Annotated in this window: 15 protein-coding genes; 7 read left to right on the plus strand and 8 right to left on the minus strand. The window is 71.7% G+C overall.

Annotated elements, in window-relative coordinates:
• The first annotated feature begins 86 nt into the window (after positions 1-86).
• Positions 87-1,025, plus strand: a complete 939-nt coding sequence (locus AC6CKD_RS01870) for a LysR family transcriptional regulator (RefSeq protein WP_498324680.1) — start codon at positions 87-89, stop codon at positions 1,023-1,025.
• Here the strand turns inward: AC6CKD_RS01870 and AC6CKD_RS01875 are convergent.
• Both AC6CKD_RS01875 and AC6CKD_RS01880 read right to left on the minus strand, forming a co-directional pair.
• Positions 964-2,085 (minus strand): helix-turn-helix transcriptional regulator, encoded by a 1,122-nt coding sequence (locus tag AC6CKD_RS01875; RefSeq protein WP_498324681.1) that lies wholly within the window; start codon positions 2,083-2,085, stop codon positions 964-966. The genes AC6CKD_RS01870 and AC6CKD_RS01875 overlap by 62 nt on opposite strands.
• A 421-nt stretch (positions 2,086-2,506) precedes the next feature.
• A complete protein-coding gene (locus tag AC6CKD_RS01880) occupies positions 2,507-3,226 on the minus strand; it encodes an alpha/beta hydrolase (RefSeq protein ID WP_498324682.1) in 720 nt (239 codons plus the stop codon).
• A gap of 114 nt (positions 3,227-3,340) precedes the next feature.
• Here AC6CKD_RS01880 and AC6CKD_RS01885 point away from each other — a divergent pair, with 114 nt between their 5' ends.
• The 3 genes from AC6CKD_RS01885 to AC6CKD_RS01895 all read left to right on the plus strand — a co-directional run bounded on the left by AC6CKD_RS01885 (position 3,341) and on the right by AC6CKD_RS01895 (position 5,874).
• A complete protein-coding gene (locus tag AC6CKD_RS01885) occupies positions 3,341-4,489 on the plus strand; it encodes an adenosine deaminase (protein WP_498324683.1) in 1,149 nt (382 codons plus the stop codon).
• Between the two features lie 139 nt (positions 4,490-4,628).
• Positions 4,629-4,898: a hypothetical protein gene (locus AC6CKD_RS01890; RefSeq protein WP_498324684.1), complete on the plus strand. Its 270-nt coding sequence runs from the start codon at positions 4,629-4,631 to the stop codon at positions 4,896-4,898.
• A gap of 166 nt (positions 4,899-5,064) precedes the next feature.
• Positions 5,065-5,874 carry a hypothetical protein gene (locus AC6CKD_RS01895; protein WP_498324685.1) on the plus strand — a complete coding sequence of 270 codons (810 nt, stop codon included), beginning with the start codon at positions 5,065-5,067 and terminating at the stop codon, positions 5,872-5,874.
• A gap of 17 nt (positions 5,875-5,891) precedes the next feature.
• Here AC6CKD_RS01895 and AC6CKD_RS01900 read toward each other — a convergent pair whose 3' ends face one another.
• From AC6CKD_RS01900 to AC6CKD_RS01925, 6 genes are all read right to left on the minus strand, one after another.
• On the minus strand, positions 5,892-6,104 hold the full coding sequence (locus AC6CKD_RS01900) for a PspC domain-containing protein (RefSeq protein WP_498324686.1): 213 nt from the start codon (positions 6,102-6,104) through the stop codon (positions 5,892-5,894).
• 50 nt (positions 6,105-6,154) lie between these two features.
• Positions 6,155-6,670 (minus strand): VanZ family protein, encoded by a 516-nt coding sequence (locus AC6CKD_RS01905; protein WP_498325399.1) that lies wholly within the window; start codon positions 6,668-6,670, stop codon positions 6,155-6,157.
• Between the two features lie 104 nt (positions 6,671-6,774).
• Complete coding sequence (locus AC6CKD_RS01910; protein WP_498324687.1) at positions 6,775-7,392, minus strand: PH domain-containing protein; 618 nt, start codon at positions 7,390-7,392, stop codon at positions 6,775-6,777.
• 25 nt (positions 7,393-7,417) lie between these two features.
• Positions 7,418-8,080 carry a class F sortase gene (locus AC6CKD_RS01915; RefSeq protein WP_498324688.1) on the minus strand — a complete coding sequence of 221 codons (663 nt, stop codon included), beginning with the start codon at positions 8,078-8,080 and terminating at the stop codon, positions 7,418-7,420.
• Positions 8,081-8,165: 85 nt separating this feature from the next.
• Positions 8,166-8,894 (minus strand): hypothetical protein, encoded by a 729-nt coding sequence (locus tag AC6CKD_RS01920; RefSeq protein WP_498324689.1) that lies wholly within the window; start codon positions 8,892-8,894, stop codon positions 8,166-8,168.
• Positions 8,895-9,165: 271 nt separating this feature from the next.
• On the minus strand, positions 9,166-10,158 hold the full coding sequence (locus AC6CKD_RS01925; protein WP_498324690.1) for a hypothetical protein: 993 nt from the start codon (positions 10,156-10,158) through the stop codon (positions 9,166-9,168).
• Between the two features lie 320 nt (positions 10,159-10,478).
• On the opposite strand from AC6CKD_RS01925, the gene deoC reads away from it, so the two are divergent.
• The 3 genes from deoC to AC6CKD_RS01940 are packed head-to-tail and all read left to right on the plus strand — an operon-like array spanning position 10,479 to position 13,775.
• Complete coding sequence (gene deoC / locus AC6CKD_RS01930) at positions 10,479-11,441, plus strand: deoxyribose-phosphate aldolase (RefSeq protein ID WP_498325401.1); 963 nt, start codon at positions 10,479-10,481, stop codon at positions 11,439-11,441.
• A 5-nt stretch (positions 11,442-11,446) separates the two neighbouring features.
• Positions 11,447-12,883 carry an aldehyde dehydrogenase family protein gene (locus tag AC6CKD_RS01935; RefSeq protein ID WP_498324691.1) on the plus strand — a complete coding sequence of 479 codons (1,437 nt, stop codon included), beginning with the start codon at positions 11,447-11,449 and terminating at the stop codon, positions 12,881-12,883.
• The gene (locus tag AC6CKD_RS01940; protein ID WP_498324692.1) at positions 12,876-13,775 is read left to right on the plus strand and encodes an aldehyde dehydrogenase family protein; all 900 of its coding nucleotides are present in this window, start codon (positions 12,876-12,878) and stop codon (positions 13,773-13,775) included. The genes AC6CKD_RS01935 and AC6CKD_RS01940 overlap by 8 nt, the downstream gene beginning before the upstream one ends.
• The last annotated feature ends 119 nt before the right edge of the window (positions 13,776-13,894 follow it).

A 13,894-nucleotide genomic window follows, 5' to 3' on the forward strand; every position in this document is an offset into this window, starting at 1 on the left:
GATCCGTCTTTTTCATGCGTCCAATGCACGAAATCGCGATAATCAATCCATCCATGCATCAGCGCAGGTCAGATGGGTGCCTATCGATGAGTCGTTACGAAGAAGACATGGCCGTGACACATGCGCTGGCCCCGCGCCTCGCGTACTTCGCCGCCGTCGCCCGGCACGAGCACGTCACCCGCGCCGCACACGAGCTGGGCGTCCCGCAGTCCACCCTGTCGCGGGCCATGGTCCGCCTCGAACAGGACCTGGGCGTCACGCTGTTCGCCCGCAAGGGCCGTACGGTCGCGCTCACCACCGCCGGCCGCACCTTCCTCGCCTCGGCGGAACGCTCGCTGGCCGAGATCGCCCGCGCGGCGGGCTCCGTCCAGCAGGACGCCGACCCGTCCTTCGGCAAGGTCGCCTTCGGCTTCCTGCACACCCTGGGCCCCGAGACCGTGCCCGGCCTGATCCGGGCCTTCCGGGCCGACCACCCCGGCGTACGGTTCTCCCTGGTCCAGAACTACGGCGAGGCCATGCTGGAGAAGCTGCGCGCCGGGGAGCTCGACCTCTGCCTGACCTCGCCGCTGCCCGACGCCCCGGACCTGGTGGCCCGTCGGCTCGACGAGCAGCGGCTGCGGCTCGTGGTCCCGGACGACCACCGGCTCGCCACGCGCAAGCGGATCCGCCTCGCGGAGGCCGCCGAGGAAACCTTCGTCACCCTGGAGCCCGGTTACGGGCTGCGGCGCATCACCGACGACCTGTGCGCGGCGGCCGGGTTCACGCCGCGGGTGGCCTTCGAGGGCGAGGAGGCCGAGACCCTGCGCGGGCTCGTCGCCGCCGGTCTCGGCGTGGCGCTGCTGCCGCCGCCCGCGGTGGCCCGGCCCGGGGTCGTCGAGCTGACGGTCACCGCCCCGCGCGCGGTCCGCGAGATCGGGGTGGCCTGGCTCGACGGGCACCCGGACACTCCGCCGGTGGCGGAGTTCAAGAAGTTTCTGCTGTCCCGTCGGGGGCGGCTGATCCCGGAGCTCCAGCCGGAGGCGTGATCGGGGCGCGGGAGGCCGCCGAGGCCGCCGAGGCGGCGGAAGCGGCGGAAGCAGCGGAAGCGGCCGAGGCGGCCGCCGCCGTCGCGGACAGCAGGAACCCGGCCTGGAAACGGGACTTGGCCCCCACCGCCCGCATGATCTCGGCGATGTGGCGCTGACAGGTGCGCTCCGACATGCCGAGGCGCCGGGCGATGACCTTGTCCTCCAGCCCCTCCGCCAGGAGCCGCACGATGGTCTGGCGCAGCTCGTCGGAGATGGAACGGGCCTGGTCCGGCCCGACGGTGGTGCTGAACGGCTCGGCCTCCGCCCAGCAGCGCTCGAAGGTCTCCGCCATGAAGTGGACGATGTTGGGCTCGCGCACCACCAGCGCCGCCTTGATGTCGCCCTGAACCTCCATCAGCCCGGTGTGCCGGTCGACGAGGATCATCCGCATCAGCCCGTCGCCGACGGTACGGACCTGGGAGCCGAGCGCGGTCACCCGCTCGACGTAGGCGGCCGTCGGGCGGGAGTAGCGGGCGGTGTGCTGGTAGAGGGTGCGCATCCGCACGCCCCGGGCCAGCATCGCCTCGTCCCGGACCACCGCCCCCTCCAGGGTTTCCGGGCTGCGGCCGCCGCCCGGGTGGCAGGTGAGCACCTCGGATCCGGCCGATGCGACGAGCTCCCCGATCAGGTCCTGCAGCGCGGCCGGGTCGGTGACCAGTTCCAGGGCGTTCGCCCCGCCGCGGGCGCGCAGGTCGGTCCCCGCCTCGTACGCGGGGAGCAACTCCTCCAGCCGGACGCGCAGCCGGTCCATCTCGTCATGTGTCTCGCGCACCCGCAGGGCCAGCGGGGCCAGCGTCCGGGCCACGGCGGCCTGCGGGGACACGGCGCTCCAGTGCGCCGGCGCCGGTCCGTCGGGGCTTCCGTCCGCGGCGGAGGCCGGGTGGGGGCGGGGCTGGATCAGGTGGGCCGCCGCGAGTTCGGCGACGGCGGCGTCGACGGACACGCCGAGCGCCTCGCCGGCCTCCGTCTCGGAGAAGGCGTGCCGCTCGGCCGCGTACCCGTAAAGACGCCGGGCCACGGAGCTCAGTTGGTCCGTTTCATCCGATGGCATATACATATTCGTCCCGGCCTGTGCCGATCTGTAAACCCCTCGTGTTCCCGCAAGGCACCAAGACGATGCCCTCCGATCTTCGTGAGGATAGGCCGAACCGGCACAGTGGTACCACGGCGTTCTCGGGGGAGGGCGCGGGCATCCTGAGTCCGCGCTTCGCCGAACCGGCACCGCGCCCTCGCGCGGGCGTGTGCCTCAAGGTGGTCGCGCCGGGCCCGCCCGTGTCATCCGGCCGGGAGGGGACGGCGCGGCCTGCACGGACGGCCCCGCGCGACCACCGCACCCGCGGGCGCTTGCCGCCCGCGGCTCCTCACCGCGCCGCCGTCCGGTGCCGCCCCGCTTCGCCGCGCCGCGCCGCCGTCCGGTGCCGCCCCGCTTCGTCGCGCCGTCAGCCGCGCAGGGACCGCCCGTAGCCGGAGGCCAGCGGCATCCGCAGGCCCAGCGGCGGGGGAGCCGCCAGCGCGTCGGTGACCGGCCGCGAGTAGGACCCCGAGAACACGGAGCCGAGGACGAAGTCCACGGACAGGGCCACGACTTCGTCCTGGTGATCGCGCAGTCCGTGCCCGTCGGAATGCACCTCGAAGCGGCACGTCGTGCGGTTCGCCTTCTTCGCCCGGGCCGCCAGCCGGTACGACAACTCCGGATCGCTCCGCGCGTCGTTGGTGCCGTGCACGATCAGGACCCGGCGGCCCGAGAGCTGCTTCACCGGTTCGGGGGAGTCCGTGTCGGACTGCCGGGGGAACGAAGGGGCCAGTGCCAGAACGGAGTTGACGGCTTCGTGGCCGGCCGCGGCGAGCGCCGCCCGGCCGCCCGCGTCGTACCCGGCCAGGCATACGGGAACGTCCCCGTACCGCCGGACCACCTCGTCGGCTGCCCACTCGGCGTCCCCCTCGCGGGTGCCCGCGCCGTGGATGACCTGGTGCGTGACCAGCCCGTCCCCGGCACCCGCACGGGCCAGCGCCCGGGCCAGCGGACGCACGGGACCGGGGGAGAACCTGGACGCTCCGGGGAGAAGGAGCACCACACCACTAACCGTTGAGACCGAGCCGGTCGCGCCGGCCGCCCGCCCCAGGCGGGCCCCGCGCGCCGGCGGCGCATGCTGTGCCATGACGGAACAGTCTCAGACGCCGAGGTGTACGCCACCCGTCCGCGCGGTCACTGTTACATATCGGCAGTGGACACCGTCTCACCGCTCTACGCGCGTAGGAGCTAGAGTGCCCAGATGACGAGCGAGACCCCCAACCTGCCCACCCCGGATCAGATCCGCCGCTCCCCGAAGGTGCTCCTGCACGATCACCTCGACGGTGGACTGCGCCCCGGGACCATCATCGAGCTGGCCCGCGAGGTCGGTTACGAGAACCTTCCCGAGACCGACGCCGACAAGCTCGGCATCTGGTTCCGGGAAGCCGCCGACTCCGGTTCCCTCCCGCGCTACCTGGAGACGTTCGCCCACACCTGCGCGGTCATGCAGACGAAGGCGGCCCTCTTCCGGGTGGCCGCCGAGTGTGCCGAAGACCTCGCCGAGGACGGCGTCGTCTACGCGGAGATCCGCTACGCGCCCGAGCAGCACCTGGAAGCCGGCCTGACCCTCGAAGAGGTCGTCGAGACCGTCAACGAGGGCTTCCGCGAGGGCGAGCGCCGCGCGAAGGCCAACGGCCACCGGATCCGCGTCGGCGCGCTGCTGACCGCGATGCGGCACGCGGCCCGTGCGCTGGAGATCGCGGAACTGGCCAACCGCTACCGCGACAACGGCGTCGTCGGCTTCGACATCGCCGGCGCCGAGGCCGGGTTCCCTCCCACCCGCCACCTCGACGCCTTCGAGTACCTCAAGCGCGAGAACAACCACTTCACCATCCACGCGGGCGAGGCCTTCGGTCTGCCGTCGATCTGGCAGGCTCTGCAGTGGTGCGGCGCCGACCGGCTCGGGCACGGCGTGAAGATCATCGATGACATCGAGGTCGCCGCCGACGGCTCCGTGACGCTGGGCCGCCTGGCCTCGTACGTCCGGGACAAGCGCATCCCGCTGGAGATGTGCCCGACGTCGAACCTGCAGACGGGCGCGGCGCTCTCCTACGCCGAGCACCCGATCGGCCTGCTGCGGAAACTGCACTTCAGGCTGACCGTCAACACCGACAACCGGCTGATGAGCGGTACCAGCATGAGCCGCGAATTCGAGCACCTGGTCGACACCTTCGGCTACTCGCTTGAGGACATGCAGTGGTTCACCGTCAATGCGATGAAGTCCGCGTTCATTCCTTTCGATGAACGGCTGGCCATGATCAACGACGTGATCAAGCCCGGTTATGCGGAGCTGAAGTCGGAATGGCTGTTCCGTCAAACTGCTTCCACCAGCGGTTCCGTCTCGGCCTAGGCCACGGCGTGACGGACTGAAAGCGCCCGGGAGGGGCAATTCCCGGGCGCTTTCTCGTATTTAATGATGTTTGCGGGAGGGGGTTTGAAGTGACTAGTTTGCGGAGCCGCTCATTTCCCCGTCGCAAGGACGATTCCTCATGAAGCAGTCAGCTGCCAAGACCCTCGGTGTCGCCGCTCTCGGCGCCGCCTTCGCCGCCGTCGCCGCCGGTACCGCCTCGGCCGTCCCCGCCGTCGGCCTCGGTGACGCGCTGGGCACCGTCACGGGCGCGGTCCAGGGTGCGACCAGCCAGCAGCACGTGGCCGCCGAGGAGGGTCAGCAGGCCCCCGAGGCGACCGACCCGGCCGCCGCGCTGGGCACGGTGACCGGCCTGCTCGGCGGTCTGCCGACCAGCGGCCTCGGCGCCTGATCCACTTCGGATCCCCTGTCGGATTCGTACGCGACCCGTACGCGATTCGCACGCACGCCCACGCGGCGCACACCTCTTCGACCAGGTGTGTGCCGCGTCGCGGCATGTGCCAGGATCACCGCCAACTGCCCGCCAAAACCATGGGTATGAGGTTTCGATCATGCGAATGAAGGCACGAACGGCCACGGCCGTGCTGCTCCCCGCCCTGCTGTCCGCGATGGTGGGATGCGGCAGTACGAACACCCCCGCCTCCGGCAAGGGACCGGACCCGAAGGGCTCAGCGAGCGCACCCGGGCAGTCCGCGTCGGCGGGCTCGGCCGGCGCGTCCGGCGAGGCGGGATCCCCCGGCTCCGCGGGCACCGGCGGAGCCGGTGATGCGGGTGGCACGGGCGCTCCCCGGCAGGGCGCCGGCCGGCTGGAGCGCTCCGCCCTGGCACAGGGCGACCTGCCCGGCTACCAGATCTCCGCGAACGGCAAGAACCCGAACGCCCCCGGCGGTCAGCCGCAGGCGGACCGCAAGGCCTGCCAGCCGCTCGCCGACATCATGGGCGACAAGCCCGACCCGGCGGCGCGCGAGACCGTCAACCGGGGCGTCGGCTCCCAGAAGCAGATGGGCCTGGCCGTCTCCTCCTCCGTCAGCTCCTACGCCGAGTCCGACGCCAAGGCGCTGATCGCCCGGCTGAGGAACGCCGTGGCCGCCTGCGCCGGCGGCTTCACCGCCACCGTCGAGAAGCAGAGCGGCTCGTACCGCGACGTGAAGGCGGCCGACTACAAGACGGCCGGCGACGAGACCGTCAGCTGGACCACGACGGCGGCCGCCGAAGGCGTCACCGCCCAGGTGCACCTGGTCGTCGTACGCCAAGGGGACACCGTCACGCGCCTCATGGCCCTCAACGTCGCGGGCGGCCGGCAGGCCCCGCAGGTCCCGCACGAGGTCACGGACAAGCAGCTCCAGAAGGTCCGCGCCGCGCGCTGAATTCCCCGTCCGGCGGGCTACCAGCCGGTGGCGGCGGAAGCGGTGCCCGACTTCTCGTTCGGCAGGAGCACCCACAGCGCCAGGTAAAGGAGGAACTGCGGGCCGGGCAGCAGGCACGAGACGACGAAGATGGTCCGCATCGTGTTCGCGGATATTCCGAACCGGCGCGCAAGACCGGCACAGACTCCGCCGATCCATCGTCCGTCACGGGGGCGGGCAAGGGCGCTCATGGTCTCTCCTCGGTCGTCGTGCGGTCCGCGGGATGTTTTCCCGCGATGCCTCAATACTCCCGCTGAACAGAGGACAGAACGTCGGTCCAAGGGCCGAGCCCGACCCTGGTAATTCTCGGGGTCGCCCCCTGAGACCGACGCAGCCGGGCCCGCAGGGCCGGGACGACGGCCAGGTGCGCGAGCACCACGCCGAGGGTGTTCAACAGCACCGAATCCACGTCGACCACCTGCCCCGGAACCGCCGTCTGGAGCATCTCGATGCCGACCGAGACCAGCACGCCCGCGGCGGCCGTCCGGGCCGGCGAGGACCACGTGGCCAGCGGCGAAAGCTCCACACGACCGCTGATCAGCGGCAGTAGCACCCCGAGCGGGGCCAGCAGCGCCAGCCCGCCGCCGATCCGGCGGGCGGCCTCCAGAGGCCCGTAGGAGAGGTCCGCCCTGATGCCCTCCAATGGGCTCAGATTGGCCGCCGCCGCCCAGGGCACGTCCAGCGGGCGCAGCATCAGCCAGCCGACGAGGAGGAGGTGGGCGGTCAGCAGGACCCCGGCGAGAAGCCGGATCCACAGCTGTACGGTGGCGCTGCCGCTGCCCTTGACACGCTTGCCCTTGAGACGGTGCACGCCAGTGGAGACGCGGGTTCCGGTGCCCGCGGTTCCGGGGAAACCGCCGGTCAGCCGGTGGCGAGCAGCACAATCAGGATCAGCGCGCCGAGCACGGCTGGCGCGATGATCTCGTACGACCAGGAGACCTGTACGGGGCCCTGGGCGCCGGCCCGCGAGGCGCCGCGCTCGTGCAGTTTCCGCAGCTCGTCCACCGTCTGGTCGGCGGAGGCGCGACGGACTTCCTCGTCCGGGGTCTTGCCCTGGCCGGTGGCCGTGCCGAGCCGGCTCGCCTGGCGGCGGTTGGCCTTCTTGCGTTCCCGCAGGGAGACCGGAACGGACCACAGCTGGTACGTCGTCCCCTGCGCCAGCACCTCGGCGGAGAACCGCGCCCGCACGGTGTCGACGGCGGCCCAGGGCAGCTCGATGATCCGGAAGGGGTTGCGCACGCGCAGCCGGTCGTCGTTGGCGAAGACGGCCGGGCGGACCGTGAACGCGACGATGAGCGGGGCCAGGCAGAGCGCGACGGCGAGGGCGATCCACGGAACGTTTCCGTAGCCCCGCACCACGGCGTCCCCGCAGAGCCACGCGAGGAGCGCGAGCATGACCACCCCGGTGACGGTGGCCATGGGGGAGCGGTAGACCCGGTCGTCGTACGCCGGCTCTTCGGTGGGCTGATCGCTGCTCATGCGGCAGATTCTGCCTCAAGCCGTCTCACCCCACGAGATCGGCGTACAGGATGATGTTGTCGGGGCGGTGACCGTCGGTGATTTCACCGCCGCAGGTGATCACGCGCAGCTCGGGGCGCGGGGTGTCCCCGTAGACCTTCGCGGTGGGGAAGTCCTTCTTGTCCACCTGCTCCAGCTCGCGCACGCGGAAGACGGCTTCGGTGCCGTCCGTCCTGGTCACCCTGATCTCGTCGCCGGTGCGGACGCGCGAGACGTTGCGCAGCACGGCCGGGCCGCGCGCGGTGTCGAAGTGGCCGATCAGCACGGCCGGGCCGGTCTCGCCGGGAGTGACGCCCTTGGTGTACCAGCCGATCTTGTCCCCGTCCGTTACGGAGGGCACCTGGACCGACCCGTCGGAGGCCAGCCCGAGCTCCAGCACCGGTGAGGTGTCCACGCCGGCCGAGGCGATCCGTACGCGGACGGGCGCGGAGGCGGGCAGGGCCGCGGCGGGCGCGGCGGAAGCCGACGGGGCGGCCGGGGCGGGCACCGGAGCGGCGGAGGTCTCCGCGACGTGCGGCGGCGGGGTGGCGGCGGGCACCGGGCCGCCGCAGCCGGTCAGGGAGGCCAGGGCGAGCGGCCCGAGGAGGGCGGCGGCCGTCAGCGCGCGGTGCGGTCGGCGGGCTGTGCGGCGGGGCGTACGGCGATTCATGGCATCGGCTCCGGGAACGGCCTCGGCGGGCCGCCGTGAAGGCGGCCCGCCGGGAGCGGCAACGAGTGGCGCGGGGTGGGGTGGTTCAGCCGCGGGTGCGGGCCTGGCGGTTGCGGATCACGAAGCCGGCGCCGAGTGCGGCGAGTATCGCGACGAGGGCGGTGCCGGTGACCACGGTGGTCGTGTTGTCGGTGTCCTCGAAGGCGATGTCGGCGGGCTCGGCGCCCGCGGCGACCGGGCCCTTGGGGACGACGACGGTCTGCGGCTTCGCGGCGTTGGCGGGGGCGGCGGCGGGCTTCGCGGAAGGCTTGACGGCCGGCTTGGCCGACGGCTTCGGGGCGGGCTTGGTGGCCGGTGCGGCCTTCGGCAGCAGGTACCGGCCGTTGGAGGCGCCCTCGCCCAGCACGTGGACGTTGAGGAGGTAGCGGCCGTTGTCGGGGCCGGAGTCGATCTTCTTCAGGTCGTACTGGATGCCCTCGACCACCCCACGGGGGTTCGCCAGATCCACCATTCCGAGAACGCGGAAGGCCCAGGCGTCGCCCGGCTTCCAGTCCGGGCCGGAGGAGCGGATCCAGGCCTCGGGGCCCTCGGCCCCGTTGCGCAGCACCGCGAGGTGGTTCTCGGCGACGAGGACCTTCTCGCCGTCGTAGCGGTCGTGGCCCGAGGTGCTGCCGGACACCGCCGACACCGCCGACACCGGGGTCACGGCCGTCGCGGCCTGCGCGGTGGGCGCGGCGATCGCCGTCGCCGCGGGCGCGAGGAGCGCTCCGGCGAGGGCGGCGGTGACGATCGAGGTACGGAGGGCGGTACGCATAACGACTCCTTGGAGCATGGTCGAGGAAGGGCGGAGAGTCGCATGCCGCGGTGTCGCTGTCGGGGTTTCGTCCGGTCAGGTCTGCGGGGCTGCTGAGGAGAAATCTACGGATCTCGATCGACCGGAACGTGGGCTTCCTGTCATGGCTGCGTAACAGCGAACAGCCGTCTGACCAGCGCACTCGTCTTCGGACCGTACGGCGGGGCGGCGGGGCGGGAACGCCCTCCGGCGGGAGGGACGGAGGGAGCCGGAGCCGGCCCCCGGGTGGCGATCAGCCCCGGGAGCGGGCCCGGCGGGCACGGACCGCGAAGGCCGCACCGAGCAGGAGGGCCGCCGAGAGGGCCCCCGCACCGGCGACCGCGATCGGGGCGCCGCCGGTGTCCTGCGTGCCGGGCTCGGCGCCCGCGGCGACCGGCCCCTTCGGGACCACGGCCGTCTGCGGCTTGGGCTTCGAGGGGGCCGGGGTGGTGGGCTTCGGCACGGGCATGGTTCCGGTGAGCTCGTAGTTCGGCTTGCACTCCTTGGGGAGCTTCGGGAACGGAGCCCGGCCGAACGGGGCGCCGGCGCCGCCCTGGGTCTTCCATTCGAGAACGGGCGCGGCGCTGCGCGGGTTCAGGATCCGGACGATGATGCCCCGGGATTCCGGCAGCGAGGGGTCGTTCATGTCGAGGCGGGCGAAGCCGCGGTCGCTGCCGCCCTCGAAGAGGAACACCTCCGGGCCGTTCGAGCCGAAGTACAGGTCGGCCCGCACGCCTGCGCCCAGCGGCTGCCCCTTCGGGCCCTCCCTGCACTCCGAACCGGCCTTGCCCGCGGGCAGCGGGTAGGTCTTGGCCGCACCGTCCTTGGTGGTGACGACGAGCACGGGGTGGGTGGTCGAGGGCTTGGTCAGCGTGATCGTCAGACCCCAGACCTCGGAGGCGGGCGACTTCCGGTCGATCACCACCACGACGCGGCCGGACAGGTAGGCGTCGCCCGGCTTCCACGTGGGGCCGACCTCGCGGATCCAGGCCTCGGGGCCCTCCGCCTTGTTGCGCAGCACGGCGACCAGACCCTCGCCGATGTGCACGGCCTTGCCCTCGTAGCGGCTGTTGTCGGAGGCCGGGATCGAGGCCGGGGCCGCTGCTGCAACGGCCGCCTGCGGAGTCGCGGTGACCGGCGCGGCGGAGGCGGCGCCGGCGGCGGGCACGAGCACGGCGCCCACGAGCACGGCGCCCACGAGGGCGGCGGTGACGATCGGGGTGCGGAGGGCGAGGGCTGTACGCATAACGACTCCAGGAGCGCGGGCGGCGCGGAAGGCGGCGGAAGACCGGGGAAGGCCGCGGAAGACCGCGAAAGGCGGCAGAAGGCGGCGGAGAGTCGCATGCCGCGTCGAGTCTGTTCGGTCTCTTCGGCCGGTTCAGGTGTGGCGGGCTGCTGATGACGAATCTATGGATCTTGTGAGGCCGGAGGATCCGCCTCCCGTCACGACCGCGCAACCGCCGAACGGGTGTCGGAACGGACGGGTCGATTCCCTCGCCGATGCCCTCGAATCGGCTGAGGGGGGTGACAGGCCGCTACGCGCGTAGATATGCTCATGTGGTGACCATGCCCACCACCCTCACCGCATTCGCTGACGTGACGACGTCCGACAGTGCGCTGCGCCGCTTCCTGCACGGGCTGCCCGGCGTCGACGCTGTCGGCCTGGAGGCCCGCGCGGCCTCCCTCGGCACCCGCTCGATCAAGACGACGGCCAAGGCGTACGCCATCGACCTCGCCATCTCGATGATCGACCTGACGACGCTGGAAGGCGCGGATACCCCGGGCAAGGTCCGGGCGCTCTCCGCCAAGGCAGCCAGCCCCGATCCGACCGACCGCACCACGCCCACGACGGCCGCCGTCTGCGTGTACCCCGACATGGTGGCCACCGCCAAGGCCGCCCTGAACGGAGCCGACGTCAAGGTCGCCTCCGTAGCCACCGCCTTCCCGGCCGGCCGAGCGGCCCTGCCCGTCAAGCTCGCCGACACGGCCGACGCCGTGGCCGCCGGCGCCGACGAGATCGACATGGTCATCGACCGTGGCGCCTTCCTCGCCGGCCGCTACCTCGACACCTACGAGCTGATCCGCGCCGTCAAGGCGGCCTGCGTCCGCCCCGACGGCAGCGCGGCCCGGCTCAAGGTGATCTTCGAGACCGGCGAGCTGTCCACGTACGACAACATCCGCCGCGCCTCCTGGATCGGCATGATGGCCGGGGCCGACTTCATCAAGACGTCCACCGGCAAGGTCGGGGTCAACGCGACGCCCGCGAACACGCTCCTCATGCTCGAAGCCGTCCGCGACTTCAAGGCGCAGACTGGAATCCAGATCGGCGTGAAGCCGGCCGGCGGCATCCGGACCACCAAGGACGCGATCAAGTTCCTGGTCCTGGTCAACGAGACCGTGGGCGAGGACTGGCTGTCCAACCACTGGTTCCGCTTCGGAGCCTCCAGCCTGCTCAACGACCTGTTGATGCAGCGCCAGAAGCTGAGCACCGGCCGTTACTCCGGTCCCGACTACGTGACGGTGGACTGATCACCATGGCATCTGTATTCGAGTACGCGCCCGCCCCCGAGTCCCGGTCCGTCGTCGACATCGCACCCTCGTACGGGCTGTTCATCGACGGCGAGTTCACCGACGCGGCGGACGGCAAGGTCTTCAAGACCGTCTCCCCGGCCTCCGAAGAGGTCCTCTCCGAGATCGCGCAGGCCGGCGCGGCCGATGTGGACCGCGCCGTGAAGGCCGCCCGCAAGGCCTTCGAGAAGTGGTCCGCGCTGCCCGGCTCCGAGCGCGCCAAGTACCTCTTCCGCATCGCCCGGATCATCCAGGAGCGCAGCCGCGAGCTGGCCGTCCTGGAGACCCTCGACAACGGCAAGCCGATCCGGGAGACCCGCGACGCGGACCTCCCGCTCGTCGCCGCGCACTTCTTCTACTACGCGGGCTGGGCCGACAAGCTCGACCACGCGGGCTACGGGGCCAACCCGCGCCCCCTCGGCGTGGCCGGCCAGGTCATCCCGTGGAACTTTCCGCTGATGATGCTCGCCTGGAAGATCGCCCCGGCGCTCGCCACGGGCAACACGGTCGTGCTCAAGCCGGCCCAGACGACCCCGCTGTCCGCGCTCTTCTTCGCTGACATCTGCCGCCAGGCGGGCCTGCCCAAGGGCGTCGTCAACATCCTCCCCGGGTACGGGGACGCGGGCGCGGCCCTCGTCGAGCACCCCGACGTGAACAAGGTCGCCTTCACCGGCTCCACCGCCGTCGGCAAGGCCATCGCGCGCCAGGTCGCCGGTACGTCCAAGAAGCTCACCCTGGAGCTGGGCGGCAAGGGCGCCAACATCGTCTTCGACGACGCCCCCATCGACCAGGCCGTCGAGGGCATCGTCAGCGGCATCTTCTTCAACCAGGGCCAGGTCTGCTGCGCGGGCTCGCGCCTCCTGGTCCAGGAGTCGATCCACGACGAGCTGATCGACTCGCTCAAGCGCCGGCTGACCACGCTGCGCCTGGGCGACCCGCTCGACAAGAACACCGACATCGGCGCGATCAACTCCGCCGAGCAGCTCGCCCGGATCACCGCCCTCGCGGACACCGGCGAGGCGGAGGGCGCCGAGCGCTGGTCGGCTCCGTGCGAACTGCCGAACGCCGGCTACTGGTTCGCCCCGACGCTCTTCACGAACGTCTCCCAGTCGCACACCGTCGCCCGCGACGAGATCTTCGGCCCGGTGCTGTCCGTGCTGACCTTCCGTACGCCCGACGAGGCGGTCGCCAAGGCCAACAACAGCCAGTACGGCCTGTCCGCCGGCATCTGGACGGAGAAGGGCAGCCGCATCCTCGCGGTCGCCAACAAGCTCCGCGCGGGTGTGGTGTGGGCCAACACGTTCAACAAGTTCGACCCGACCTCGCCCTTCGGCGGCTACAAGGAGTCGGGCTTCGGGCGCGAAGGCGGCCGTCACGGCCTGGAGGGCTACCTCGATGTCTGAGTCTTCTTCGACGCGTCTGAGCGTCTTCAAGACCTACAAGCTGTACGTCGGGGGCAAGTTCCCCCGCTCCGAGAGCGGCCGGGTGTACGAGGTGAGTGACTCGAAGGGCAAGTGGCTGGCCAACGCCCCCCTGTCCTCCCGCAAGGACGCCCGTGACGCGGTCGTCGCCGCCCGCAAGGCCTTCGGCGGCTGGTCGGGCGCGACCGCGTACAACCGCGGCCAGATCCTCTACCGCGTCGCCGAGATGCTGGAGGGCCGCCGCGACCAGTTCGTCCGCGAGGTCGGCGAGGCCGAGGGCCTGTCGAAGACCAAGGCCGCGGCCGTCGTGGACGCGGCCATCGACCGCTGGGTCTGGTACGCGGGCTGGACCGACAAGATCGGCCAGATCGTGGGCGGGGCCAACCCGGTCGCGGGCCCGTTCTTCAACCTCTCCACCCCCGAGCCGACCGGTGTGGTCACGGTCGTCGCCCCGCAGGACTCGTCCTTCCTGGGCCTCGTCTCCGTGATCGCCCCGGTGATCGCCACCGGCAACACGGTCGTCGTCATCGCCTCCGAGAAGGCGCCGCTCCCGGCGCTCTCCCTCGGCGAGGTCCTGGCCACCTCCGACCTGCCCGGCGGAGTGGTCAACGTCCTGTCCGGCAAGGCCGCCGAGATGGGCCCGCACCTGGCGTCCCACCAGGACGTCAACGCGATCGACCTGGCGGGCGCCGGCGAGGCGCTGGCCAAGGAGCTGGAGATCGCGGCCGCGGACAACCTCAAGCGCGTTCTGCGTCCACAGCCTGTGGACGACTGGAGCGCGGACCCGGGCACGACGCGCATGACGGCGTTCCTGGAGACCAAGACCGTCTGGCACCCGACCGGGTCGCTGGGCGCGGGCGGCTCCTCGTACTAGCCCCGTCCGGCTCGTACGAGATCCCCCGAAGACAGGCCCCGGCAGCGTCCCCCGCGCTGCCGGGGCCCTCGTCTTCCTGTTCGCCCAGTCGGTCTTTCCGGACGCCGCCTTCGGTGACG

The sequence above is a fragment of the Streptomyces sp. GQ60 genome (assembly GCF_059758875.1).

What these genes read in the sequence shown, in the direction of transcription:
- AC6CKD_RS01915 (WP_498324688.1), bottom strand. Translation starts at nt 8,080, where the DNA reads ATGAATCGCCGTACGCCCCGCCGCACAGCCCGCCGACCGCACCGCGCG.
- AC6CKD_RS01935 (WP_498324691.1), top strand. Translation starts at nt 11,447, where the DNA reads ATGGCATCTGTATTCGAGTACGCGCCCGCCCCCGAGTCCCGGTCCGTC.
- AC6CKD_RS01920 (WP_498324689.1), bottom strand. Translation starts at nt 8,894, where the DNA reads ATGCGTACCGCCCTCCGTACCTCGATCGTCACCGCCGCCCTCGCCGGA.
- AC6CKD_RS01910 (WP_498324687.1), bottom strand. Translation starts at nt 7,392, where the DNA reads ATGAGCAGCGATCAGCCCACCGAAGAGCCGGCGTACGACGACCGGGTC.
- AC6CKD_RS01940 (WP_498324692.1), top strand. Translation starts at nt 12,876, where the DNA reads ATGTCTGAGTCTTCTTCGACGCGTCTGAGCGTCTTCAAGACCTACAAG.
- AC6CKD_RS01890 (WP_498324684.1), top strand. Translation starts at nt 4,629, where the DNA reads ATGAAGCAGTCAGCTGCCAAGACCCTCGGTGTCGCCGCTCTCGGCGCC.
- AC6CKD_RS01900 (WP_498324686.1), bottom strand. Translation starts at nt 6,104, where the DNA reads ATGAGCGCCCTTGCCCGCCCCCGTGACGGACGATGGATCGGCGGAGTC.
- AC6CKD_RS01895 (WP_498324685.1), top strand. Translation starts at nt 5,065, where the DNA reads ATGAAGGCACGAACGGCCACGGCCGTGCTGCTCCCCGCCCTGCTGTCC.
- AC6CKD_RS01925 (WP_498324690.1), bottom strand. Translation starts at nt 10,158, where the DNA reads ATGCGTACAGCCCTCGCCCTCCGCACCCCGATCGTCACCGCCGCCCTC.
- AC6CKD_RS01885 (WP_498324683.1), top strand. Translation starts at nt 3,341, where the DNA reads ATGACGAGCGAGACCCCCAACCTGCCCACCCCGGATCAGATCCGCCGC.
- AC6CKD_RS01880 (WP_498324682.1), bottom strand. Translation starts at nt 3,226, where the DNA reads ATGGCACAGCATGCGCCGCCGGCGCGCGGGGCCCGCCTGGGGCGGGCG.
- deoC (WP_498325401.1), top strand. Translation starts at nt 10,479, where the DNA reads ATGCCCACCACCCTCACCGCATTCGCTGACGTGACGACGTCCGACAGT.
- AC6CKD_RS01870 (WP_498324680.1), top strand. Translation starts at nt 87, where the DNA reads ATGAGTCGTTACGAAGAAGACATGGCCGTGACACATGCGCTGGCCCCG.